This window comes from Allosphingosinicella sp. (assembly GCF_036387615.1).
GTDB lineage: Bacteria > Pseudomonadota > Alphaproteobacteria > Sphingomonadales > Sphingomonadaceae > Allosphingosinicella.
The window spans coordinates 1-23703 of record NZ_DASVTH010000005.1; the positions used below are offsets into that span (position 1 = coordinate 1).

Sequence of the window (23703 nt, forward strand, 5' to 3'; positions counted from 1 at the left end):
GCCTCGCCGAGCGCGACATCCCAGATTACGTCGTCCCTGACGGCGCGGCGAAGGTTACCTTCACCCGCGTGCCGACGCTCGACGAAGTGCCCTATCCGGTGAAGATGGAGCCGAACCTGGTGGTCGAGTTCTACTCGCGCTAAGTTCTGCCTGCCTGGTCAAGCAAAGAGGCGGCTCCTGTGGGGCCGCCTTTTTCGTCTCGGCAGGCTCCTGCGCGGTGCTTGCACGCCCAATACCTTGCTGCCACAGAACGCCACCCCTTGAGGAGAGTGGCTTATGTCCGTTCGGACATTCATGAGTTTCGGTATTGCTCTGATGCTCGCCGCCTGCGGCGCGGCCGACAAGGGAGAGTCAGCAGCCAGCGCATCTGCCAACCCGGTCATCTCGCTGGATACCCTCAGGACGGTGACGGAGCGACTGTCCTCCGACGAATTCGAAGGGCGCGAGCCGGGCTCGCCGGGCGAGGCGAAGACGCTCGCTTATCTGGTCGAGCGGTTCCAGGCGGCCGGGCTGAAACCGGGGAATGAGGGCAGCTGGTTCCAGGATGTGCCGCTCGTCGAGCTCACCGCCCAGAATGTGAGCCCGCTCAGCTTCACTGGCGGCAAGGCTCCGCTGAGCCTCGCCTACGGACCGCAGATGGTGGTCGGCACCAATCGCGTGACGCCGCGCATCGACCTCAAGGACAGCGAAGTCGTGTTCGTCGGCTATGGCATCAATGCGCCCGAGCGCGGCTGGAACGACTATGCGGGCCTCGACGTGAAGGGAAAGACGGTCGTCATCCTGATCAACGATCCCGACTGGGAGACGAAGAACCTCGAGGGCCCATTCGGCGGCCGCGCCATGACCTATTACGGCCGCTGGACCTACAAATATGAGGAAGCTGCGCGCCAAGGCGCGGCCGCGGCTTTGATCGTCCACCAGACCGAGCCCGCCGCTTATGGCTGGAACGTCGTCCAGTCGAGCTGGACCGGCGCGCAGCAGGTCGCGGACGCCGCAAACGGCCACATGGATCACAGCCAGGCGGTGGGCTGGATCGGGCTCGACCAGGCCAGGGCGCTGTTCGCCAGCGGGGGCCAGGATTTCGCCCGCCTCGCCGCCGCAGCGAAGGTGAAAGGCTTCAAGGCCGTCCCGCTCGGCGGCGTCAAAGCGTCGGTGAGCTTTGACATGAATGTCCGGAAGCACTCCTCCAAGAATGTCATCGGCATCTTGCCCGGCACGAGCCGGGCCGACGAATATGTCCTCTACACCGCCCATTGGGATCATCTCGGGCGCTGCGAGAAGGCGCCGGATGGTGACGACATCTGCAACGGCGCGATCGACAATGCGACCGGGACGGCAGCTTTGGTCGCGCTAGCCCAAGCCAACGCAAAGGCCGGGCCGACGCCGCGAACACAGGTTTTTCTCGCTGTCACCGCCGAGGAATCAGGTCTGCTCGGCAGCGCCTACTACGGCAGCAATCCCGTTTTCCCGCACGCCAGGACGGTCGGAGGCGTCAACATCGACGCCATGCAACTCGCTCCGCCCGCCCGCAACGTGGTGGTGGTCGGCAAAGGCAAGTCCGAGCTCGACGGCTTTCTGGAACGGGCGCTGGCGGCTCAGGGCCGCGTTGCCACGGCCGAGCCGACCCCGGAAAAGGGCTTCTACTACCGCTCCGACCATTTCAGTTTCGCCAAGTACGGCGTGCCGATGCTGTACTTCGACGGCGGCGACGATCTGGTGAAGGGCGGCAAAGCCGCCGGAGCGGCCTACGCGGAAGATTACGAGAAGAATCGCTATCACGGCCCAGCCGACGAATTCAATCCAGGCTGGGATTGGTCGGGCGCTCTCCGCGACGCGCAGGTCTACTATGCGGTCGGCCGTGCTCTAGCCCAAAGCGACGCCTGGCCGAAGTGGGCGCCAGGCGACGAGTTCCGCGCGATCCGCGACCGTTCGCGCAGCGGTGCCACCGGATAGCGGCACCGCCCTGATCTATTGCGATAGTCTCTCCCGCCTAGCCGAAACGGGGCGGTCTCTTAGAGCTTCAACGAGGCCCGCAAGAATGCGTCGCTCCGCCGCAGCATGTCGGCGCGGGCGGCGCTGTCTTCCAGGTAATGATCGAGCCGAGGGTAGACCACCAACTCAGCCTTCTTGCCCGAATCGCGCAGCTCGTCGGCCATGCGGCGGGATTGGCCGATGCCGACATTGCGGTCGAGGTCGCCATGAAAGAGCAGCACCGGCGCCTTGATGCGAGCTGCGTTCTGCGCTGGGGATCCTGCGCTGAGGTGCGGGCCGGAACCGATGAACCTCCCAGCGATCATATGGTTTGCCCAGCCCCGCGACTCCTCCTTCAGCAATGGCAGGTCGGTAACCGGGGCGATCGCCACCACGGCCTTGAACAGATCGGGGTCGGCGACGCCGGATTGGAGCGCTGCATAACCGCCGTAGGACCAGCCCACGCTGGCCAGCTTGGCCGCGTCGGCGATCCCCTCCGCCACCAGCCATCGCCCCGCATCGTTGACGTCTCCGATCGCCATCTGCCACGATTGGAAGCCGTTCTTCTGGAACCAGGCATCGCCATATCCGGACGAGCCCCGGTAGTTCGGCTGCAGCACCGCATAGCCTTTGGCGGCGAAAAACTGGGCAAGCCAGTCGAAGCCCCACTCGTCGCGCGCGCTCGGCCCCCCATGGGGCATGACGATAGCCGGCAAGCCTTTGCTCGGCCGGTTCGCCGGGAGCGTGAGGTAGGCCGGGATCGCCGTTCCGTCCGCCGCCCGGACGCTCACCGCCTTGACCGGCGCAAGCGCGACGCCTTCCAGTTGCGGCCGCACGGCTAGCACCTCGCTCAGCTGGCGTGCGGCTTTGTCGTAGATGAAGTAGCGCCCGGGATCGGTGTCGCTGCCGGCCCAAAGCAACAGCTTGTTCTCGTCCACGCTGGCGTCGACGAAACGGATCAGCGGCAGGTTGGGCAGGCTCTTGGCGAGCGCGGCGGAAAGCTTCTTGAGCTCGGGATCGAAGAACACGGCTTCGCGCTTCTCGGTCGCAAACCCCGCGCCGACCGGCCGGCGGGTGCGGCCGATCCGCAGCACCTCATCGACATCGACCTGAGGATGAGCGAACACTGGCTCTTGGCGCATCGAGCCGTCCAGTGCGACGCGATAAAGCGCCTGGCGCCCGCCTTCTTTTTTCAGCGCATAGGCTGCGTTGAGCTTGGGATCGATCGCGTAGGGATTGAGCCCCGTCCCACCGAGCACGTCATACTCGCTGAACGGCTGCCAGCGATCTGATCCTGTCGGGCGGTAGAAGTAGACGACCTTCTGGCCCGCATAGCCGGTCGCACCCGCCGGCGGTTGCGTGCCCATGATGCGCACGCGGCCGGTCCCGTCGGAGAGATACTCCACGCCGTGGCGAGTTGGATCCTCGACAACTCTGGTGGCGAGCGTGCGGGTATCGACCCGCACCACGCCGTAGCCCTCCTGCTTCTTGCTCAGCCTCGTGCTCGATGAATCAGGCACGAACCAGCGATCCATAAGCAGCGCGCCGTCCTCTGCCGGGAGCAGATCGACAATCCCGCCGCCATAAAGGTTGGCGTACCGCTGATCGACACTGTCCTGCTGGCTCAGCAGCTTGAAGTTCTTGCCGTCGGCATCGAACGCCACCATCCGGGAAACGGGCGTCACCTCTTCGACCTTCAGCACCGCATGCACCCGGCAGGCGAGGCGGTCGTTCGAGACCCAGTAGCAACGGTCCAGCCGCTGTGGCTTGCCATCGACGGAGGCAGCAAGCTTCGGCTCGCCACCGGCAAGGCTGACGGTGTAGACGGCCGATCCCTGGCCCGCGAGCGGGGCTAGGTAAGCCACTTTCGTCCCGTCGGGGGACAAGCTGATCTGCTCGACGCTTTCGCGCGCCCCGAATATGTCCGCAGGATCACCCGCAGGCGCGGCCATCCCGCCCAGCAACGCCCATGCCGAGGCGCCCGCCAGAAAACGTGCAAACATTGTTCCCCCTCCAAGTACTTAGCGCCCAATTGTTGCCCGGTTTGCAAGCGAGCGCCAGCTTGCGCGGGAGAGCCCGTCCTGCAAAGGCCGTCGACGATGAGCAGAGGAAGCCAGCCGCCTGAATGGGCGCTCCACCGGTGGATTTGGATCGGTTTTCCGAGCCATGCCGACCTGTGGGAGGGCGATCTCAATCCGGCGCGGGAGGAAGTGATCGCATTTGCGCGCGCGGTCCATGCCGATGGCGCAGGCGAAGAGGTGCGACTAGTCGCGGCCGATCCTGCTTCGGCCAGGGCTGCTCAGGCGATGGCGCCGTGGGCGAGGGTGGTGCAGGAGATGTTTGGGGACATCTGGCTGCGCGACACCGGTCCAATCATCCTGAAAGCGCGCGGGCTGCTCACGGCGGCCAACTTCCGCTTCAACGGTTGGGGCGGCAAATACGACCTCGAGGGTGACGACACGATCGGGCTTCGTCTTGCCGAGACGGCTGATCTGGAGGCGGTCCGGCACGACTGGATATTGGAAGGCGGCGCGATCGACGCCGACGGAACGGGGCTCCTCGTCACCACCGAGCAGTGCCTGCTCAATCCCAACCGAAATCCCGGCCTCGACCGCCATGGCGTGGAGGCGCGTCTCCATGAGGATCTCGGCGCAAGCCGTATCCTGTGGCTGGGCGAAGGGCTGCTCAACGACCACACGGACGGGCATGTCGACAACCTCGCCCGCTTTGTCGGCGAGGGCCGCCTCGCCGTCCCTGAGCCGGCCGGACCCGAGGACCCGAACGCGGCCATCTATGTGGACGCACGAGCCCGCGCCGAGGCGTTCGGGCTGGAGGTGGTCCCTCTTCCCTCGCCCGGCCGGGTGGAGCGGGATGGCGAGATCGTCCCGGCTTCCTACATGAACTTCTACATCGGCAATGCGGCGGTGGTCGTACCGGTCTATGGAGCGGCGAACGACGATGCGGCGGTGGGAGCGATTGGGGCCTTGTTCCCGGACCGGCGCGCGATCGGGATCAGGGCGGATCACGTGCTGACCGGGGGCGGCAGCTTCCACTGCATCAGCCAGCAGATGCCGGCCTGAAGGAAGATCATGTCACAAGTCACAGTCGCCGCACTGCAGCTCGCGTTCAGCGACGATGTCGGGGAGAATATCGCCGCCGTCTCCGAACTCGTGCGCGAGGCCGCGGGCGACGGCGCCAAGCTCATCCTCCCGCCCGAGTTGTTCGAAGGGCATTATTTCTGCCGCACCCAGGACGAGGCGCATTTCGGCCGCGCCCTGCCCGCCCCCGATCATCCCGCGGTGCAGGCGATGCAGTCGCTCGCCGCGGAGCTCAAGGTCTACATCCCGACCAGCTTCTTCGAAGCCGACGGGCATCATCATTATAACAGCCTCGCGATGATCGACGATGCCGGCGCGATCATGGGCGTCTATCGCAAAAGCCACATTCCGGACGGCCCCGGCTATTCGGAGAAATTCTACTTCCGGCCCGGCAATACCGGCTTCAAGACCTTCCGCACGGCCTACGGCACGGTCGGCCCGGCCGTGTGCTGGGATCAATGGTATCCCGAGACGGCACGCACCCTGATGCTGGAAGGCGCCGAGATCCTGCTCTTCCCGACCGCGATCGGGACCGAGCCGCACGATCCCGACCTCGACACCAGCCGCATGTGGCGCCGCGCCATGATCGGCCATGCCGTATCCAACGTCGTGCCGGTGGTCGCCGCCAACCGGATCGGCATCGAAGGCGACCAGCGCTTCTACGGCCACAGCTTCATCTGCGACGAACGTGGCGACATGCTGGCGGAGTTTGGGGCGACCGAGACGGGCGTCCTTACCGCCACCCTCGACTTGGCTCAGGCGCGCCGCCACCGCGCCGCTTTCGGCTTCTTCCGCGACCGTCGGCCGGAGCTATATGGGCGTCTAGCTCAAGACCTCTGACCCGCGTAGCTCCAGCGCCCGCGCGAACACGGCTTCGAACATGTCGGCGGTAAGCACGCCAGTGTTCTGATTGTAGCGCGAGCAATGGTAGCTATCGATGAGGATGCGGCCGTCGGCGAGGCGGTGCTCGGCTAGGTGACTGAACTTGCAGCGTGACTGGATGCCCCCAGCGGTCCGAACCGCCGAGCCGTGGGCGATTGCGCCGAGCGCGATGAGGATACGGACCTTTGGGAGCGCCTCCAGAGCAGCCGAGTAGAAGCGGCGGCAAGTCGCGGCTTCCTGCGGCGTGGGCTTGTTCTGCGGCGGCAGACAGCGCACCGAGTTGATGATCGCGACGCCCTTTAGTCGCAACTCGTCGTCCGCCCGCTGCTCGTACCGGCCCTCGGCAAGGCCGAACCTGAGCAGGGTCTCGTAGAGCAGGATGCCGGCATGATCGCCCGTAAAGGCGCGGCCGGTCCGGTTGGCGCCGTGCATGCCGGGGGCAAGGCCGACGATGCCGAGCCACGCGTCCGGATCGCCGAACACCGGCACCGGCGCGTTCCACCAGTCCGGATGCTCGGCCCTGAGCCCCTCCCGAAAGGCGACCAGGCGCGGGCAGAGCGGGCAATCGCGCGGGGGCTCGACGTCGGGAACGGGAGAAGAGACCATGACACGCTGACGTCCATTCCACGCTCATCCTGAGGAGCCGCTGAGCGAAGTCGAAGCGGCGTCTCGAAGGACCGCACGGCACCCGTCCTTCGAGACGGGCCTTCGCCAGGCTCAGTCCCTCCTCAGGATGAGCGGTTTCGTTTCGTTGTGACCCGCCCTAGTCGGAGCCTGATGGGAAGGACAACCTATGCCATCGCTCTCGGATCGAACCGGCGGAGCCGCTGGGGATCGCCAGCCGCAGCCGTGCGCGCCGCCGCCGTGGCAATCGGGTCGGAGCGGCTGTCGCAGGTTCGCGCCACCCCCGCGCTCGGCCCGGCCGGGCGCAGCTTCGCCAATGCGGTTGCGATCGTCAGAAGCGAGCTGCCGCCCCCTGCCCTGCTTGCCCGGCTCAAGGCGGTGGAAGCGGAGTTCGGCCGGCGCCCGGGCCGGCGCTGGGGTCCGCGCATACTCGACCTGGACATCATCCTCTGGTCGGGCGGACGCTGGCGCGACAGCGCGATCGAGGTGCCGCATTCCGCCTTTCGAAAGCGCCGCTTCGTGCTGGAGCCGCTCGCCGAGGTGGCCCCGCTCTGGCGAGACCCCGTCACGAGCCTGACCGTCCGCCAGCTGCTCAGCCGGCAGGCGCATCCCCGCCCGGTTGACCCTCGCTCCCCCGGCACCTAGGTGGCAGCCTCACGGGCCCGTAGCTCAATCGGTAGAGCAAGCGACTTTTAATCGAGAGGTTCCGGGTTCGAGTCCCGGCGGGCCCACCAATTCGACCGGCTGCTCCCCACATGAGACTCGCCCGCGCCCGCTTCGCCATCGCCTCGAGCGCAGCCATTCTGGCGTGGCTGTTCGCGCTCCTGACCAATGGCTCGGCAGGCGGCTGGGACCCGGCGGTGCTTGCCTGGTTCCGTGCCGGCGAGAGCCCGGTCCTCGCCCGCAACGCCCGTCTCTTCACCGAACTCGGCGGCTGGATCTTCCTGACGGTGGCGGGCCTCGCCGCTTTCATCACCCTGGCTTTCAAGCGCCGCCGGCGGGCCGCGCTGCTCCTGTTCATCCTGTTTGGCGGGCGATTGCTGGTGGAACTCCAGAAGCTGCTGATCGCCGCGCCGCGTCCTCCCGCGTCCGGCTTTCTCGCCCCGGCCGAATCGCTCGGCTTTCCAAGCGCCCACGCCGCCAACTCGATGATCACCTTTCTCGCCATCGCCTTGCTCGTCCCGGTGGTCCAGCGGCGCCGAACCATGGCGGTGGTGATCGGCTTGACCCTCGCGCTACTGGTCGGCCTCAGCCGCCTCGTTCTGGGCGTTCACTGGCCGAGCGACGTAATCGGGGGTTGGGCCTTTGCCTTGTTCTGGGTCGCGCTTTGCATCCGGCTCGCCAGCGCGCGTCCGGAAGCCGAAGCGGCCGAAACCGTCCGCTAGCCGCGGAACAGGCTCCCGCCTCCTTCATTCTTCCACCCGAAGGAGCCAGTTCATGCACGACGAGAACAACCGCGGCCAGGAGCGGGCCGAGACCGCCAAGCGCCACGATGACAGCGAACTGATCGATTCGATGGAGGGCGCGCCTTCGCAGGGCGGCTCGGCCGGTCACAATATCAGCCGGGACATCGGCACTCGCGACGAGCTCAAGCAGGAAGTCGGCGACGGCAGCGTCACTCGCGTCCGCGACAGCGACAAGCCGGAGCAGGCGAATCTGCCGAGGTTCAACCAGGGCAACTCCACCTGAACTCGTCAACAGCCGGCAATCAGGTTGCCCTGAAAACCAGCGACAGATTGTTGGCCGGCATTTCGACCAGTCGTTCAAGCAAGAGGCCTCGCGCTTCAGCAGCGGCGGTCACTTCGCCAAGGTCTCGCAATCCCCACGCCGGGTTGCGAGCCTTGAGCGAGCGGTCGAACGCCTCGTTGCTCTCTGCCGTGTCCACGCCGCTTCCGCGATAAGGTCCGTAGAGGATTAGCGGCCCACCTTGCGGTAGCAGCCGGGCGGCGCCGGCCAGCAGACCCAGCGTCGCCGCCCATGAGCTGATATGGACCATGTTGATGCACAAAACGGCCTCGGCACGCTCGATCGGCCATGTTCCCGCCGCGTCGAGCTCGATCGGTTCGCGCAAGTTGGGCAAGCTGGAGTCGGCAGCCCAGGCCTCTATAGAGGTCAGCGCAACCGGGTCAGGATCGCTCGGCTGCCAGTCGAGCGCCGGGAACAGCCGGGCGAAATAGGCCGCATGCTGCCCGGTCCCGCTTGCGACCTCCAGAACGAGCCCCCGCGCCGGCAGCGCTTCGCGCAGCACCGCCGCGATCGGGTCGCGGTTCCGTTCGGTAGCGGGAGCGTTGCGCTTCACTCGACCACCGGGGTTGCCGTAGTCCGCTCGCCAGTCCAGTCGTGGCGGGCGCTGAACAGGCCGATGCTGATCGGCAGGGTCGCGTAGACCATCGCCGCCCACACTCCATAGGGCGTGGTCGATATCAGGATCGAGATCAGCCCGGTGACTGCCAGGATAAGCCAGACGGCCCGCTCCCCGAGCGCGCTTGCCCGGCCCGCTCTGTCCAGGTCAGGATCGCGCAACGCCTCGGAGAAGAGCGCGGCCATCGTAAAGGACATTGCGACGAAGCCGGTGCCGTAGACCGCGAACATTCCCGCTAAATCGCCGCGGAAGCCGCTTCCCTGCCCAGTGAAGAAGATGCCCGCCGCGGCCGCCATCGCGCGTAGCGGCTGAACATAGATCAGAACCAGGAAAACGAGCAGCAAAGTAAGCCAGATTGAGCGAATGTCGCCTTCGCCGCGCAATCGTCGCCAACGAACATGGCCGAGCCAGAACAGCACGATGATCGAAAAGCCGATTGCGAAGGCGGGGATGTCGCCGAGCGCGCGAACCAACTGCCCGAAGTTGGAGGGCGCTCCCGTGCCGCCGATCACCAGCAGCGTGACGGCAAAGGCGAAGGCGGCATCGGTGAAATTGTCGTACCGTTGCGTCACGTCTGCCCCCTTGGATCACTCCGCCGCTTCGGCCTGGATCGGCTCCCGATAAACCAAAACCGGCTTTCTTGCCGCCAGCGTCTCGTCGAGGCGGCGGCGCGGCGCGTTATGGGGCGCGCCCTTCAGCGACTGGTCGCCCGCCTTTGCGCGCTCCGCGATCGAGCGCATCGCCCCGATGAACTGATCCAGCGCCGCCTTGCTCTCGGTTTCCGTCGGCTCGATCAGCATCGCGCCATGCACGACCAGCGGGAAATACATGGTCATCGGGTGGAAGCCCTCGTCGATCAGGCCTTTGGCGAGATCGAGCGTGCTGAGCCCCCCGCCAAAGCCGCGGTCGCTGAACAGGGCCTCATGCATGCAAGGCCCGCTCGCCCCGAAGGGAGCATCGAGCACGTCCTCCAACTGACGAAGTACATAATTGGCGTTCAGCACGGCATCGCCGGAGACCTGCCGCAGACCATCTGCGCCGTGGCTCAGGATGTAGGCCATGGCGCGGGTGAACATGCCCATCTGGCCATGAAAGGCAGTCATCCGGCCAAAGCTGCTCTCGTGATGCTCGCCCGAGGTCTCCTCCTCCACAAGACAGAAGCGGTCGCCCTGCCGCTCGACGAATGGCAAAGGCGCGAACGCGGTCAAAGCCTCCGAGAAGACCACCGGACCTGATCCCGGCCCGCCGCCGCCATGCGGGGTCGAGAAGGTCTTGTGCAGATTGATGTGCATCGCGTCGATGCCGAGATCGCCCGGCCGCACCCGGCCCACGATGGCGTTGAAGTTGGCGCCGTCACAATAGACGAGCCCGCCGGCCGCGTGGACCGCTTCCGAGATAGCGGTCATGTCCGGTTCAAACAGGCCGCAGGTGTTCGGGTTGGTGATCATCACGCCGGCAACGTCCGGCCCGAGCCGGCTCTTCAGCGCGTCGAGATCGACGCGGCCGCGTTCGTTGGCGGGTATGTTCTCGACGCGGTAGCCGGCGAAGGCTGCCGTCGCCGGATTGGTGCCGTGGGCGCTCTCAGGCACCAGGATCACCTCACGGGCGTCACCGCGCGCCTCCAGCGCCGAGCGGATCGCGAGCAGCCCGCACAACTCGCCATGCGCGCCCGCCTTGGGGCTCATCGCGACCGAGTGCATGCCGGTGAGCTTAACCAGCCATTCGCCCAGCAACTCGATCAGCCCGAGCGCGCCCTGGACTGTGTCGACCGGCTGGAGCGGGTGGATGTCCGCAAACCCGGGCATCCGCGCCACCTTCTCGTTCAGCCGCGGATTGTGCTTCATCGTGCAGCTGCCGAGCGGGAACAGCCCGAGGTCGATGGCATAATTCTGGCGGCTGAGGCGCGTGTAATGACGCACCGTCTGCGGCTCGGACAAGCCGGGCAGCCCGATCGGCCGGTTGCGTTCCAGCCCGCCGAGGCGGCTCGCCACCTTGGGCCCCTCCGGCCCGTCGACGCCAGTGCTTTGCGTGTCGCCCAACTCGAAGATGAGCGGCTCTTCGAGCATGAGCGCGCGGTTGCCGGTGAAGGTGGCGGGCGCGGAACCCTCAGTCGTTGCGGCGCCCAGATCGGGTCGCCATCCGCTTGGGTTCATGTTCATGCCAACGCCTCCTCGAGCGCGCCTGCGAGCGCTTCGACATCTTCGTCTGTGACGGTTTCGGTGACCGCCACCACAAGCCCGTTCTGAAGCGTCTCCGCCCCCGGGTAGAGCCGACCGAGCGAAACTCCGCCGAGCACCCCGCGCTCGGCCATCGCGCGGATGACTGGCCGGGCTTCCTTGGGCAGGCGAAGCGTGAACTCGTTGAAGAAGGCTCCGCTCACCAGTTCGACGCCAGGCACTCGGGCAAGCCGATCGGCCGCGGCGACAGCTTTCGCGTGATTGAGCTCGGCCAGCTCGCGAAGCCCCTTCTCGCCAAGCAAAGTCATGTGGATGGTGAAGGCGAGCGCGCACAGGCCGCTGTTCGTGCAGATGTTCGAGGTCGCTTTTTCGCGGCGGATATGCTGCTCGCGCGTCGACAGGGTCAGCACGAAGCCGCGGGCGCCGTCCGCGTCCACCGTCTCGCCGCACAGTCGGCCCGGCATCTGACGGACGAACTTTTCCTGGCAGGCGAACAGGCCGACATAGGGGCCGCCGAAATTGAGCCCGACCCCGAGCGCCTGGCCCTCGCCGACGACGATGTCGGCGCCCATCTCGCCCGGGCTCCGGATCAGCCCGAGCGCGACCGGCTCCGTGACGACCGCGATGAGCAGCGCGCCCGCCGCATGCGCCCGCTCGGCAAGCTCGGCGACGTCCGCGACATGGCCCAGAATGTTTGGATACTGGACCACGACCGCGCTGGTGTCCCGGTCGATCCCGTCCAGCAACCGCTGCATGTCGTCGCCGGGGGAACCGTCGGTCAGTTCCGGCAGCGCCACATCAAGCGTGTCGCCGGTGAACCGCGCCATCGTCTGGGCAACCGCAACATAGTGCGGATGAAGCCCCGCCGAGAGGATCGCCGTGCCGCGCCGCGTGACCCGCCGCGCCATCGCGATCGCCTCCCAGCAAGCGGTCGAGCCGTCGTACATCGACGCGTTGGCGACATCGCAGCCGTACAGGCGAGCGACCTGGGTCTGGAACTCGAACAAAGCCTGCAGCGTGCCTTGCGCGATTTCGGGCTGGTAGGGCGTGTAGCTGGTCAGGAACTCGCCGCGCTGGATCAGGTGATCGACGCTGGCAGGGATGTGGTGCCTGTAAGCGCCGCAACCCAGGAAGAATGGCACCTCGCCGGCGACCAGATTCTTGCGGGCGAGCGCGCCGAGCTGCCGCTCGACGGCAAGTTCGCTGGCGTGATCGGCGAGACCCTCGATCGTGCCGGACAGCCGCGCCGCTTCGGGAACGTCCGAAAAGAGCTCGTCGACAGAGTTCGCGCCGACCGCTCGAAGCATGTCATGCCGATCGACCTCGGAAAGGGGGAGATAACGCATGTTGTATTCCTAACCGAGGAGGTGATCGCCCGTGCCGCTCACTGGCTGTCGCAGAAGGCCTGATAGGCTTCGCGGTCCATCAGGCCTTCAAGTTCGGACGTGTCGGACAGGGTCAGCTTGAAGAACCAGCCCTCCCCTTGGGCCGCGCTGTTGACCAGCGAGGGATCGGCTCCGAGCGCGGCATTGCCTTCGGTCACTTCGCCGCTCACCGGAGCGTATACGTCCGAAGCGGCCTTGACCGACTCGACCACGGCGGCTTCCTTGCCCTTCTGGAGGGTGGCGCCCGGCTGCGGCACTTCCACAAACACGACATCGCCGAGCTGCGCCTGCGCGAAGTCGGTGATGCCCACGGTGGCGGTGTCGCCCTCTACGCTGATCCATTCATGTTCTTTGGTGAAGTAGAGGCTCACTGGGCAGCTCCCTTGCGTTGATAGCGGTGGGGCACGAAGGGCGTCGGTGCGACCTTCGCCTGGAAAAGCCTGGCGCGCTGCGACAAGGTCACGGCAGTTCCGGGCTCAGCCATCGCAATTGGAACGTAGGCCATCGCAATCGGTGCCTCCAGGGTCGGCGAAAAGCCGCCACTGGTCACCCGCCCGACGTCGTTGCCCTCTGCATCCACCACCATCGCGCCTTCGCGAACCGGTTGGCGTCCCTCGATCATCAGGCCGACCCGGCGCGTGATCGTGCCGCCTTCGAGCTCCATCTGGATACGGGGCGCGCCCGGGAAGCCGCCTTCGGCGCGGCGGCGCTTGGAGATGGCGAAGCCGAGATCCGCCTCGATCGGCGTGGTCTGCTCGTCCAGGTCATGGCCGTAAAGCGGCAGCCCCGCTTCGAGCCGAAGCGAATCCCGCGCGCCAAGGCCGATTGGCTTCACCTCCGGCTGCGAGGCCAGCGCTTCGGCGACCTCGGCGACCTGCGCCGCGGGCACTGAGATCTCGAAACCGTCCTCACCTGTGTAGCCGGAACGGCTGATCCAGGCGTCGCCACCGTTCAGTGCGAAGCCGCCACCGGTCATGAAGCTGAGCTGCTCCACACCCGGCGCCAGACGCGACAACGCCTCGACTGCGCGAGGACCTTGCAATGCGAGTAGGGCCTGCTCCGTCATGTGCGTCAGAGTGACCGAGTCCGGCAGCCGCTCCTGGATATGCGCGATGTCGCCGAGCTTGGTCGCGCCGTTCACGACCATGTAGAAATGATCGGCACGGCGCGTGACCATCAGGTCGTCGATGATCCCGCCATGCTCGTTGAGCAGCAGCGAATAACGCAACCGCCCGTCCTTCAGGATCGACAGGTCGGCCGGCAGCAGGGCTTCCAGCGCCGCGTCCAGCCCGGTGCCCGTCAGCAGGATCTGTCCCATATGGCTGACGTCGAACAGCCCTGCCGACTCCCGGGTCCAGCGATGCTCGGCGATGATGCCATCATATTGGATCGGCATCTGGTAGCCGGCGAACGGCACCATCCGGGCGCCGCGGCCACGGTGCCACTGGTCCAGCGGGAGGGTGTTTTCGGGCTCGCTCATTCCAGTCTCCGAGGCGACAGCAGGCCGGGCCGAAACCCGCTTCCAATCCGTCCCCCTCTGTCACTGAAACCTGAGAGCTTTGACCTGGCCAGAGCGACCAGGCTTACCCCTTCGGTGGCACACCGCGCGCTGGCGATGGACGCTTTCCAGAGTGTCTTGTGGCGCGCGGTCCTCGGTGCCTGAGAGATTCCGGGGCGGTTGCTCCTTCGGCGGCGACGAACCCCGAAGGACCCGCCACGCTCTCCCGCGCGTCACCCAAGCTTTTGACCCGGCGACACGGCGGCTGTGACCACGCGAGGCCCTTGAGTCAACCTAGCGCGTGGCGTTGTAGGCGAGCTGTTCGGGAGTGAGCTGGAAGCCGACCAGAAATTCGAAGCTGGCCCGCTGCACTGCTGCCCGGACGGTCGGATCCGCGAGCGGATCGAGCGCCGCGTCAGCATCTCCCGCCTTGCGTTCGCGGGTGATCTGGCGCCGGATGTCCTCCGGCAAAGTGGCGGCCGAGCGCAGCACCAGCCCGCTTGCCGCGCCGCGCGTGCTGGCCCGAAGCTGGCCGTTCTGGAAGCGCAGCGCGACCCGCCCGAGTCGCTTGGAGACGACATTGGTGCCGCCCTGAACCACCGTGGCGAAATATTCGAGCACAACTGTGCGCTCCCCGGTGGCATCCCGCCGCAGTCCCTGAACATCGAAGCTTGCCTGGGTCACGATATTGGTCCCGCTCTCGTCGCAGCTGGAGCGCAGGTTGGTGATTGTCGCGACCACGTCGAGGGCGCGCGCGTCCCGGCTGGCTGGAGGGTTGAACAGGGTGATATCGCCGGTCGCTGCGGGGATGGCCACGCTGGGGCAAGCCGAGCGGGTCGCGCGGATGCCGGTCGGCAGCAGGTCGCCATCGCCAGCGCAGCCCGACAGGAAAAGAAGAAAGGAGGCGGCCAGCGCCGCTTGAGCTTTGAACACGAACGATCCCCAAAAGAGCCGGGCCTGGAAGGCCGGGGCGAAGCGGCGGGATCATAGGAACCGCCTCCCCTCCCCGCAAGCAAGGAACGGCGCCGCACCGCTCGGCTGGACGGCGCTGCCCCCGAGCCTTAGATAGGCCCCATGCTTCCCCCAAAGCCGCCACTCACCTTGCTGATTGCAGCCCCGCGCGGCTTTTGCGCGGGTGTCGATCGTGCAATCCATATCGTAGAGCTGGCACTCCAGCGTTACGGCGCGCCCGTCTACGTGCGCCACGAGATCGTCCACAATAAGTTCGTCGTCGATAGCTTGCGGGCCAAAGGCGCAGTGTTCGTCTCGGAGCTCGACCAAGTTCCGGACGGCGTCCCGGTTGTTTTCTCGGCCCATGGTGTGCCCAAATCGGTTCCGGCCGCGGCTGAGACACGAGGGCTCGACTATCTCGACGCCACGTGCCCGCTCGTCTCCAAGGTGCATCGGCAAGCTGAACGGCTGGTGGAGAATGGTCGCCATATCCTGTTCATCGGACACGCCCGGCACCCGGAGGTAGTTGGCACATTCGGGCAGGTTCCAGAGGGTCGAATGACCCTCATCGAAAGCGCCGAGGATGCCGAGCGGATCGCGCCCGCCGACCCGGACAACCTCGCCTATCTTACTCAGACGACCCTTTCCGTCGACGACACGGCCGAGATCATCGCTGTGCTCGAGCGGCGCTTCCCGCTGATCAAGGGTCCGCGCGGCGAGGACATCTGCTACGCGACCTCCAACCGGCAGGCCGCGGTCAAGGCGATCGCGAAAGCCTGCGACGCGCTGCTCGTGATCGGCGCTCCAAACAGCTCCAACTCGGTCCGGCTGGTCGAGGTCGCCGAGCGCGAGGGAGTGCGCGCGGCGCTGGTAGGACGGGCAAGCGAGATCGACCTCGCCTGGCTCGCCGGTGTCCGCACCCTCGGCATCACGGCAGGCGCCTCTGCGCCCGAAGTCCTGGTGCGCGAGGTCGTCGAGTTTCTGAGCTCTCACTTCGAGGTACGCGAGGAAGAGGCGGAAGGACCCGAGGAGCGGATGGTTTTCAAGCTTCCGCGTGCTCTGGCCGCTGCCTGACCTCTCGCCCGAATGACCGAAGTCGAGATTTGGACGGACGGCGCTTGCAAGGGCAATCCCGGCCCGGGCGGCTGGGGCGCGGTGATCCGCGCGGGCTCGCATGAGAAGGAACTGTCCGGGGGCGAAGCGCTCACCACCAACAATCGCATGGAGCTGCTCGCCGCGATCCGCGCGCTCGAGGCGCTCACCCGGCCGTGCCGCGTCACGCTGACCACCGACAGCAATTATGTTCGGGACGGCATCACCAAGTGGGTGCATGGCTGGCAACGCAACGGCTGGAAGACGGCCGACAAGAAGCCGGTCAAGAATGGCGAACTCTGGCAGGCGCTGATCGAGGCCACACGCCCGCACCGCATCGACTGGCGTTGGGTGAAGGGCCACGCCGGGCACCCGGAGAATGAGCGCGCCGACAAGCTCGCTTGCGCGGCGGCGGTTCAATTCGTAAAGCGGCCGGCGCTGTAAAGCGAGGGATCGATCCCCGCCGCGGGCGGCCCCGGCGTGACGCCGAGCAGGAGCGCAGCGGCGAGCGCAGCGGCGGCAGGCGCGGTCTGGATGCCGAACCCGCCCTGGCCAACGCACCAGAAGAAGTCGCTTCTGCCGCTCGCGAACCCGTACACGGGTAATCTGTCCGGCGCGAAGCTGCGCAGGCCGGCCCAGCTGTGCTCCACCCGGACAACTCGCCAGTCGACCACCTGACCGAGCCGATCGATGGCAAGCGCCACGTCCAGCTCCTCGGGCGCGGTGTCGCAGGGCTCGCAAGCCGTCTCGTCGTGCGGGCTGAGCCAAATCCGGCCGCCAGCCTCTGGCTTGAAATAGAAACGGCCAAGCGCGTCTATGACGAGCGGCATATCGGCCGGGGCCGGCGGATCGACCCGGAGCTGCGCGACCGTACGCCGGTAGGGACGAATGCCGAGCGGCGTCATTCCCGCCCTGAGCGCGACCTGATCGGCCCAGGCGCCTGCGGCGTTCACCAGGATATCCGCAGTGAACAGGCCAGGCTTGGCCGACAGCTGCCAACCGCCGTCCGTTCGACGGGCCTCGATCAGCTCGGCGTCGGTAACCAGCCTGGCGCCGGCCGTTCGCGCTTTCTTCAGGTACTCGGCATGAAGGCTGGCGACATCGATATCGGCGCAGCTTGGCTCACTGAGCCCGGCCTTCCAGCTCGGCCGCAGCCTTGGAAAGCGCTGCTCCAATTCTCCGCGATCGAGCCTGCGCAGCTCCAGGCCCGAGCCGGCAAACTCCTCCTCCATGGCGGAGAGGACTTGCCTGCCCTCCTCGTCAGCCAGGTGAATGCAGCCGCGCGGCTTCAGGAAACCGCTTTCCGCCAGGAACGGCCGCGAGGCCGTGGTCAGCGGCTGAACGAAGGGGCCGCCATAGCTTTCCGACCAGAACGCCGCTGAACGCCCGGTCGCGTGATAGCCGGGTCGCGCTTCGGCTTCGAGCAGCAGGACGGAGGCGTGCGGGGCCAAGGCCGCGGCAAGGCTTGCCCCAGCCATGCCGGCACCGACAATGGCGATCTGCACCTTCACGCGGGCGCGTGCCGGTCGAGAAAGTCGTCGATCCAGGCGAGCGTCTGGAGCCGTACGGCGTCCGTCTCGCGCAGCAACTCGTGCGCGGCCTCATCGAACATGCGCAGCTCAGCCGTGGGGAGCACCGTCGCGGCGGCGCGAATTGCCTTGGGGCTGACCAATCGGTCGCGTTCGGTTCCCACCAGCAGCACAGGCGTGGTCACCCGCTTCAACACCTCCTGGTCATGCCGGGCCGTCGATCGGAATGCCGCGTCCAGCCAGCCCCAGCTTGGCGCACCGAGATGAAAGCCCGGTTCACGGTTTTTCCACCAGATTTCGTCGGCATAGCGCTCCTGGCATGACGTGAGGTTCGCCTGTCGAAGCAAGAGGGAGTTTGTACCAGCACTTTCCGGCCAGAGCGCCACGTCCCGACCACCGACCGCCGCGAAGATGCTTGCAACCCAGCGCGCGGTGATCGCCGGCGTGGGGAAGCTGTTGACGGCAAGCATCGGCGCCACCAGCACCGCGGCTTCGAGCGGGGGCCGGCGCTCCGCCAGCGCCCTCAGCAACAGGTGCCCACCCATCGAATGGCCGATCGCAACGTGCGGCCCTGGCCCCGCTTCGACCACCTCACGAACGATCGCGTCCAGGTCGGAGACCAGCGGATCGAAATCCGTGAAGTTCCCGCCGACGATGCTCCCGCGGCTATGGCCCTGTCCGCGCCAGTCGAAGGACACCACGTTCCAGCCACGCTCGTGCCAATGAGCGATCGGCTCAAGATACTTCTCGATGAAATCGCCCCGCCCGCCCGCGAACAGCAGGCTGCCCCGGGGCACTGCTCCGTCAGGCTGCGGCCAATCCATGCGGCGGAGCGCCCACCCGTCCGCCGCGCGCCATTCCGAGAAGACCGCCCCCTCCGGCCGGCTGCGCCGATCGAACGCCTTAACTTTCATCCGGGCTGGTTACGGTTTGGAAAGTAACCAAGTCTAGTAGCTGTTTCCATGTGGGGGATCAGCGCAAACGTTCCTGTCGCCATGCTCGCCGCGATGCTTCTGCTCGCGGCGACCGGGGACCTTCGTTCGCGCCGAATTCCGAACAAGCTGAACCTCGCCATCGCGCTGCTGGCGCTGCCTTTCTGGGCCTTGAGCGGATACGCGCTGTGGCCGGATATCGGGGTTCAGTTGGCGCTTGCGGCCGGGGTTTTCCTCTTGTTCGCATTGCTTTTCCAGCTCGGGATGATGGGCGGCGGCGATGTCAAGCTGCTGGCCGCGATCGCGCTGTGGCTGCCGCTCGCCTCGCTGGTCAAGCTGGTCGTGATCATGTCGCTCGCGGGCGGTGTGCTGACCCTGGCGATGCTGGTGCGACACAGGGCTGCGAAATCAGAGGGTCGGATCGAGGTGCCCTACGGCGTCGCGATCGCCTTCGCCGGAATGTGGCTGATTGGCGAACGGTTCTTTTACCAATTTGGATGATGACAGTGATCGGGATCAATTTGCGCCCGACAGGAGGCGATACGCGTCATGGATGTTAGAAAGATCGTGCTGTTGGTCGGCGCGCTGATCATCGCGGCAGTGACCGCGGTGATGGCCAAGAACATGTTTGTCGGGGCGAGCGCTCCGGAAGCGGCCGCCGCGCCGGTCCCGTTGGGGCCGGAAGTGCTAGTCGCGACCCGCTCGCTGCCGGTCGGCACCATCATCGACGCGGAGTCGATCCGCTTCCAGCCCTGGCCGAAGGAGCTGGTCGAGAAGGCCTACTACCTGAAGGGCCAGCCCGGCGCGAACGCGGCCGATCTGCTCGGAACCGTCGTCCGTAACGAGATTTCGGCCGGCCAGCCGGTTACGCAGGGCTCGATGATCCGGCCCGGCGAGCGCGGCTTCCTTGCCGCGGCGCTTGGCCCGGGCATGCGCGCCGTCACCGTCGCGGTGTCCACGATCAGCGGCGTCGCCGGCTTCGTCTTCCCGGGTGATCGTGTCGATGTGATCCTGACCCAGGAAGTGGCGGGCGGTGAAGGCCAGCCTCTCCGGGCTGCCGAGACCATTCTTCGCAATCTTCGCGTCCTTGCTGTCGATCAGCGTACCAACACCATTGGCGAGGACGGCAAGCCTGTCGTCCAGAGTTCGGCCACCGTGACGCTCGAAGCGACGCCCCGGATCGCCGAGAAGATCCAGGTCGCGCAGATGGTCGGCAGCCTGACCCTCGCCCTGCGCTCGATCGCCGACACTACGGCGGAACTGGAGCGCGCGGTCGCCAGCGGTGAGGTCAACGTGCCCAACGATCCCGTCGCAGAACGCCGCATGCTGCTCGAGATCGCGGCCAAGCCGTCGGATAACGGCGGCACCTTCTCGGTGGGCGCGGACGTTTCCCGGTTCCAGCGCAGCAGCGTGCCGCGCCGTGCCGGCCCCAAGCCCGACGCCCGGGAAACCGAGATCAAGGCGATGGGCAGCATGATCGGCGCAATCGCCGCCGCTTCCGGCACCGCGCGCCCCGCCCCGGCTGAGACCACCGTCCAGGTGACGCGTCCAACCGGCCCGACCGTTCGCGTATCCCGCGGCAACACTGTCACCATCGTCCCGGTGGGAGCCAAGTAACATGAAAAAGAGCAACTTCACCCTGCGCATGGCCGTTGGCACCGCTGCCGCCGCCCTGCTCGCCGCCGGCCTCGCCGCCGCGCCGGCCCCGGCCGCCGCTGAAGGCTTTGCCCAGGGCAAGCCTTCGAACGAACTGGCGCTCTCCGTAGGCACCGGCCGCCTGGTCCAGCTGAACGGCACGATGAGCGACCTGTTCGTCGCCAATGACGGCATTGCCGATGTCCAGGTCCGATCGACCGACCAGGTCTACATCTTCGGCAAGGCGCCGGGCGAGACCACCGTGCACGCCACCAACAAGGCCGGCAAGGTGATCTACTCGGCCACCGTCCGGGTCGGCACCAATATCGGCTCAATCTCAGACATGCTGAAGCTGGCGATGCCGGAAGCGCGCATCCAGGCGACGCCGATGAACGGCATGGTGCTGCTCACCGGCACCGTGGCGCAGCCCGCGGACGTGGAAGAAGCCAATCGCCTCGTCCAGGGCTTCGTCGGCCAAGGCACGCAGGTGCTGAGCCGCCTCAAGACGGCGACGCCGCTGCAGGTCATGCTCAAGGTCAAGATCGCGGAGGTTAGCCGTAACCTGGTCCGCAACATCGGCGTGAACCTCCTCGCTCGCGAAAGCGGCGGAGAGGGTAGCGGTTTTCTGTTCGGCGTCGGCAGGGGCAACCCCGGCACCATCACGGACATTCCGATCCTCGACCCGGTCACCCGCCTACCTAGAATCAGACCAGACGGTAACCCGCTTACTCGGCCCAGCTTCAACTTTGCTCACGGCGGGAGTAACTCGTTCGGGTTAGCGGGATCCCTGCTCGGCCTCGATATCCTGTCGACCATTCAGCTCGCGGAGAACTCCAATCTAGCGACCACTTTGGCCGAGCCGACATTGACGGCCCTGTCCGGTGAGACCGCCAGTTTCCTGGCCGGCGGTGAATTTCCGATCCCGATCGCGAACGGCATCAACGGCACGTCGATCGAGTTCAAGCAGTTCGGCGTCCAACTCGCGTTCACGCCAGTTGTCCTCGAAGGTGGCCGCATCTCGATGCGGGTCCGCCCCGAAGTGTCCGAACTGTCGCCAGCCAACGGCATAACGCTCAACGGCTTCAACATTCCGGGCATCTCCACGCGTCGGACGGAGACCACCGTGGAGCTCGGATCTGGCCAAAGCATGATGCTGAGCGGCCTCATCCGCAACAACAACGCGAACGGCGTTGAGAAAGCCCCGTTCCTGGGTGATCTGCCGATCCTCGGCTCGCTGTTCCGGTCGAAAGCATTCCGCAAGGACGAGACCGAGCTGGTCATCGTGGTGACGCCGTATCTGGTGAAGCCGGTCAACGCCAACGAGATCGCGCTTCCGACAGACGGCTTCCGTCAGGCCGGCGACTTCGAAGGGATCGTCCTCGATAAACGCAAAGACAGCCGCACTGGCGAGCGGCGTCCGGAGCCCGTGAAGCTTCCGGCGCAGACCGTCGCTCCTGGCGTTGGCGCCGTCGGCAGTGCCGCTGCCTTGCCGGCACGCCCTGCACCGGCGCGGCAGCAGGCTGCGCGCGCGGCAACCCCACCCGTGTCATCTGCGACGCCAGGCTTCACCTTCTGATCGTCAGCGAGACTGAAAAGGACTTGTCCATGAACCGCCTTCCCTTCTCCGCCGCGCTGACGGCCTTGGCTCTCGGCACCGCAGCATGCGGCCCAGAGACCAATCGCCTGACGCCGGTCAGCAACCCGTCCATCTACTCGGTCAACCAGCCGGTCGTGCAGACGACGAACTATGTGTTCGACCTGTCCTCCGCCGGCGCCGGACTCCCCGCTTCGGAGCAGGGCCGCCTCGCCGATTGGTTCGAAGGACTGGACCTTCGCTACGGCGACAGGGTCTATGTCCAGGACGCCGGCTATTACGGCGCCGCTCGCGACGATGTCGCCAGCGTTGTTGGCAATTTCGGGCTGCTTCTCAGCGATGGCGCGCCGGTCACCGCCGGTCCTGTCGCGCCGGGCGCAGTTCGCGTGATCGTCACGCGCGCTTCCGCTTCGGTTCCCGGCTGCCCGATCTGGGAGGATCCGCTGGTCGGCGCGCCCGAACAGACGTCCACCAATTTCGGCTGCGCCACCAACAGCAACCTGGCGGGCATGATCGCTGATCCCAACGATCTGGTTCGCGGACAGACCAGCCGTGGCGACCGCGATTTCGTGACCGGTACCAAACCCGTCCGCGGATATCGGGACCGCCAACCTACCGGCGCCAAGTAAGCGAGGGCAGAAAAACATGAACGCTCCATTCAATGCGGCACGCGGGGGAGCCTCGCTGCGCGACTCCTTCAGCGCCTATGTCTGCGACGAGGCGACTGCCGAAATCCTTCGCCCGATCGCCGTCGAGCATGGCTGGGCCCCGGAGAAGGTCAACAAGGGAGGCTTGCGCAACGCGGTCCAGTCCCTGTCGGTCTCGGCAAGCCCGAACATCCTGTTCGTGGATCTGTCGGAATCCGGCGATCCGCTCAACGACATCAACGCGCTGGCCGAGGTCTGCGAGCCCGGGACCGTGGTGATCGCCGCCGGTCAGGTCAACGACGTGCGGCTCTACCGCGACCTCGTCGCCTCGGGCATTCAGGATTACCTGTTGAAGCCGTTCTCGGCCGATCAGGTCCGTGACGCTTTCGCCCAGGCGCAGACGACCATTTCCGGCCCGCGCGTGAACGACGCGTCGGTCGAGCGCCCGCATGTCATGGCTGCCGTGATCGGCGTCCGCGGCGGCGTTGGCGGCTCCACCATCGCAGCCTCGCTCGCCTGGCTGATGGGCGACAAGGCGAACCGGTCGACCTCCCTGCTCGATCTCGATATCCATTTCGGGACGGCCGCGCTTGCGCTCGATCTCGAGCCGGGCCGCGGTCTCACCGACGCGATCGAAAATCCGAGCCGCATCGACGGCCTGTTCATCGAACGCGCCATGGTCCGCGCCAACGACAAGCTCAGCGTGTTGTCGGCCGAAGCGCCGATCAACCAGCCTTTGTTGACGGACGGTTCCGCCTTCCACCAGCTCCAGGAGGAGATGCGGGCGGCGTTCGAGACGACGGTGCTCGATCTGCCGCGGCAGATGCTGGTCCAACACCCGCACCTGGTTCATGACACGCATGTCTGCGTGGTCGTGGTCGAGTTCACGCTGGCCGCCACGCGCGACGCGATCCGGATCCTTTCTTGGCTCAAGGCGAACGCGCCGCAATCGCGGGTGATCGTGGTCGCCAACAAGGCGGCTGCGGGAGCGGCGCAGGAAATCAGCCGCACCGAGTTTGAGAAGTCGATCGAGCGCAAGGTGGACGTGGTGATCCCGCTCGACCTCAAGGCCGCCGCGCAGGCCGCCAAGCTCGGCCAGCCGCTCGCCAAAGTGGCAGGCGCCAAGATCACGCAGCCGCTCGGCCAGATCGTGGAGATGACGATCTCGACCGTGGACGGAGCGGAGGACAAGGCGGTCTCGGGCCGAGCCAACGCCTCCTTGATGGGCAAGCTGGGCAAGTTCGATTTGAAGTCCATGCTCGCCAAGAAGCCTGCAACCGCAAAGGCCTGAGCGGGAATGCCCCGCTTGGGGCGCGACGAAGGGTA

24 protein-coding genes, 1 tRNA gene, 1 pseudogene and 1 riboswitch are annotated in these 23703 nt (G+C 66.4%); of the genes and pseudogenes, 15 read left to right on the forward strand and 11 right to left on the reverse strand.

Annotated features, from left to right (window positions below; genetic code table 11):
* Nucleotides 1-143, forward strand: a pseudogene (locus VF631_RS00525) (30S ribosomal protein S4); the annotation flags it as partial.
* Nucleotides 144-294: 151 nt separating this feature from the next.
* Entirely contained in the window at nt 295-1953 is a 1659-nt protein-coding gene (locus VF631_RS00530) for a M28 family peptidase (protein ID WP_431848306.1), read from the forward strand.
* A gap of 59 nt (nt 1954-2012) precedes the next feature.
* Here VF631_RS00530 and VF631_RS00535 read toward each other — a convergent pair whose 3' ends face one another.
* Nucleotides 2013-3974, reverse strand: a complete 1962-nt coding sequence (locus VF631_RS00535) for an alpha/beta hydrolase family protein (RefSeq protein ID WP_431848307.1) — start codon at nt 3972-3974, stop codon at nt 2013-2015.
* A 96-nt stretch (nt 3975-4070) separates the two neighbouring features.
* On the opposite strand from VF631_RS00535, the gene VF631_RS00540 reads away from it, so the two are divergent.
* Both VF631_RS00540 and aguB read left to right on the forward strand, forming a co-directional pair.
* Nucleotides 4071-5051, forward strand: a complete 981-nt coding sequence (locus VF631_RS00540) for an agmatine deiminase family protein (RefSeq protein WP_431848308.1) — start codon at nt 4071-4073, stop codon at nt 5049-5051.
* A gap of 9 nt (nt 5052-5060) precedes the next feature.
* Nucleotides 5061-5909: an N-carbamoylputrescine amidase gene (gene aguB, locus VF631_RS00545; RefSeq protein WP_431848309.1), complete on the forward strand. Its 849-nt coding sequence runs from the start codon at nt 5061-5063 to the stop codon at nt 5907-5909.
* Here aguB and VF631_RS00550 read toward each other — a convergent pair.
* Nucleotides 5892-6557: a uracil-DNA glycosylase gene (locus tag VF631_RS00550; protein WP_431848310.1), complete on the reverse strand. Its 666-nt coding sequence runs from the start codon at nt 6555-6557 to the stop codon at nt 5892-5894. The genes aguB and VF631_RS00550 overlap by 18 nt on opposite strands.
* A 171-nt stretch (nt 6558-6728) precedes the next feature.
* Between VF631_RS00550 and folK the strand changes: the two genes are divergently transcribed.
* The 4 genes from folK to VF631_RS00570 all read left to right on the forward strand — a co-directional run bounded on the left by folK (nt 6729) and on the right by VF631_RS00570 (nt 8264).
* Nucleotides 6729-7220 (forward strand): 2-amino-4-hydroxy-6-hydroxymethyldihydropteridine diphosphokinase, encoded by a 492-nt coding sequence (gene folK / locus VF631_RS00555; protein ID WP_431848311.1) that lies wholly within the window; start codon nt 6729-6731, stop codon nt 7218-7220.
* 13 nt (nt 7221-7233) lie between these two features.
* Nucleotides 7234-7309 (forward strand) — tRNA-Lys (locus VF631_RS00560).
* A gap of 21 nt (nt 7310-7330) precedes the next feature.
* Entirely contained in the window at nt 7331-7960 is a 630-nt protein-coding gene (locus VF631_RS00565) for a phosphatase PAP2 family protein (RefSeq protein ID WP_431848312.1), read from the forward strand.
* Between the two features lie 52 nt (nt 7961-8012).
* Nucleotides 8013-8264 carry a hypothetical protein gene (locus VF631_RS00570; RefSeq protein ID WP_431848313.1) on the forward strand — a complete coding sequence of 84 codons (252 nt, stop codon included), beginning with the start codon at nt 8013-8015 and terminating at the stop codon, nt 8262-8264.
* 19 nt (nt 8265-8283) lie between these two features.
* Here VF631_RS00570 and VF631_RS00575 read toward each other — a convergent pair whose 3' ends face one another.
* From VF631_RS00575 to VF631_RS00605, 7 genes are all read right to left on the reverse strand, one after another.
* Nucleotides 8284-8874, reverse strand: coding sequence for a DUF938 domain-containing protein (locus VF631_RS00575; protein ID WP_431848314.1), 591 nt, complete (start codon nt 8872-8874; stop codon nt 8284-8286).
* Nucleotides 8871-9509, reverse strand: coding sequence for a TMEM175 family protein (locus tag VF631_RS00580; RefSeq protein WP_431848315.1), 639 nt, complete (start codon nt 9507-9509; stop codon nt 8871-8873). The genes VF631_RS00575 and VF631_RS00580 overlap by 4 nt, the downstream gene beginning before the upstream one ends.
* 15 nt (nt 9510-9524) lie before the next feature.
* Nucleotides 9525-11096, reverse strand: coding sequence for an aminomethyl-transferring glycine dehydrogenase subunit GcvPB (gene gcvPB / locus VF631_RS00585; protein ID WP_431848316.1), 1572 nt, complete (start codon nt 11094-11096; stop codon nt 9525-9527).
* Nucleotides 11093-12460, reverse strand: a complete 1368-nt coding sequence (gcvPA, locus tag VF631_RS00590; RefSeq protein ID WP_431848317.1) for an aminomethyl-transferring glycine dehydrogenase subunit GcvPA — start codon at nt 12458-12460, stop codon at nt 11093-11095. Before gcvPA ends, gcvPB begins: the two co-directional genes overlap by 4 nt.
* Before the next feature lie 38 nt (nt 12461-12498).
* Complete coding sequence (gene gcvH / locus VF631_RS00595) at nt 12499-12870, reverse strand: glycine cleavage system protein GcvH (RefSeq protein ID WP_431848318.1); 372 nt, start codon at nt 12868-12870, stop codon at nt 12499-12501.
* Nucleotides 12867-13979 (reverse strand): glycine cleavage system aminomethyltransferase GcvT, encoded by a 1113-nt coding sequence (gcvT, locus tag VF631_RS00600; RefSeq protein ID WP_431848319.1) that lies wholly within the window; start codon nt 13977-13979, stop codon nt 12867-12869. Before gcvT ends, gcvH begins: the two co-directional genes overlap by 4 nt.
* A 156-nt stretch (nt 13980-14135) precedes the next feature.
* Nucleotides 14136-14236, reverse strand: a riboswitch (glycine riboswitch).
* A 55-nt stretch (nt 14237-14291) separates the two neighbouring features.
* Nucleotides 14292-14930 carry a hypothetical protein gene (locus tag VF631_RS00605; protein WP_431848320.1) on the reverse strand — a complete coding sequence of 213 codons (639 nt, stop codon included), beginning with the start codon at nt 14928-14930 and terminating at the stop codon, nt 14292-14294.
* A gap of 141 nt (nt 14931-15071) precedes the next feature.
* On the opposite strand from VF631_RS00605, the gene ispH reads away from it, so the two are divergent.
* Complete coding sequence (gene ispH, locus VF631_RS00610) at nt 15072-16022, forward strand: 4-hydroxy-3-methylbut-2-enyl diphosphate reductase (protein WP_431848321.1); 951 nt, start codon at nt 15072-15074, stop codon at nt 16020-16022.
* A gap of 12 nt (nt 16023-16034) precedes the next feature.
* Nucleotides 16035-16484 (forward strand): ribonuclease HI, encoded by a 450-nt coding sequence (gene rnhA / locus VF631_RS00615; protein ID WP_431848322.1) that lies wholly within the window; start codon nt 16035-16037, stop codon nt 16482-16484.
* Here the strand turns inward: rnhA and VF631_RS00620 are convergent.
* Nucleotides 16457-17551 (reverse strand): NAD(P)/FAD-dependent oxidoreductase, encoded by a 1095-nt coding sequence (locus VF631_RS00620; RefSeq protein ID WP_431848323.1) that lies wholly within the window; start codon nt 17549-17551, stop codon nt 16457-16459. The genes rnhA and VF631_RS00620 overlap by 28 nt on opposite strands.
* Nucleotides 17548-18483 carry an alpha/beta hydrolase gene (locus tag VF631_RS00625; protein ID WP_431848324.1) on the reverse strand — a complete coding sequence of 312 codons (936 nt, stop codon included), beginning with the start codon at nt 18481-18483 and terminating at the stop codon, nt 17548-17550. Before VF631_RS00625 ends, VF631_RS00620 begins: the two co-directional genes overlap by 4 nt.
* A 48-nt stretch (nt 18484-18531) precedes the next feature.
* Between VF631_RS00625 and VF631_RS00630 the strand changes: the two genes are divergently transcribed.
* Genes VF631_RS00630 through VF631_RS00650 form a run of 5 tightly spaced genes read left to right on the forward strand, consistent with a single transcriptional unit; the run spans nt 18532 to nt 23668 of the window.
* Entirely contained in the window at nt 18532-19002 is a 471-nt protein-coding gene (locus VF631_RS00630; RefSeq protein WP_431848325.1) for an A24 family peptidase, read from the forward strand.
* A 48-nt stretch (nt 19003-19050) separates the two neighbouring features.
* A complete protein-coding gene (gene cpaB, locus VF631_RS00635) occupies nt 19051-20118 on the forward strand; it encodes a Flp pilus assembly protein CpaB (RefSeq protein WP_431848326.1) in 1068 nt (355 codons plus the stop codon).
* Nucleotide 20119: 1 nt separating this feature from the next.
* On the forward strand, nt 20120-21712 hold the full coding sequence (locus VF631_RS00640; RefSeq protein WP_431848327.1) for a type II and III secretion system protein family protein: 1593 nt from the start codon (nt 20120-20122) through the stop codon (nt 21710-21712).
* Between the two features lie 29 nt (nt 21713-21741).
* Nucleotides 21742-22359, forward strand: coding sequence for a CpaD family pilus assembly protein (locus VF631_RS00645; RefSeq protein WP_431848328.1), 618 nt, complete (start codon nt 21742-21744; stop codon nt 22357-22359).
* 16 nt (nt 22360-22375) lie between these two features.
* The gene (locus VF631_RS00650) at nt 22376-23668 is read left to right on the forward strand and encodes a pilus assembly protein CpaE (RefSeq protein ID WP_431848329.1); all 1293 of its coding nucleotides are present in this window, start codon (nt 22376-22378) and stop codon (nt 23666-23668) included.
* Nucleotides 23669-23703: the final 35 nt, after the last annotated feature.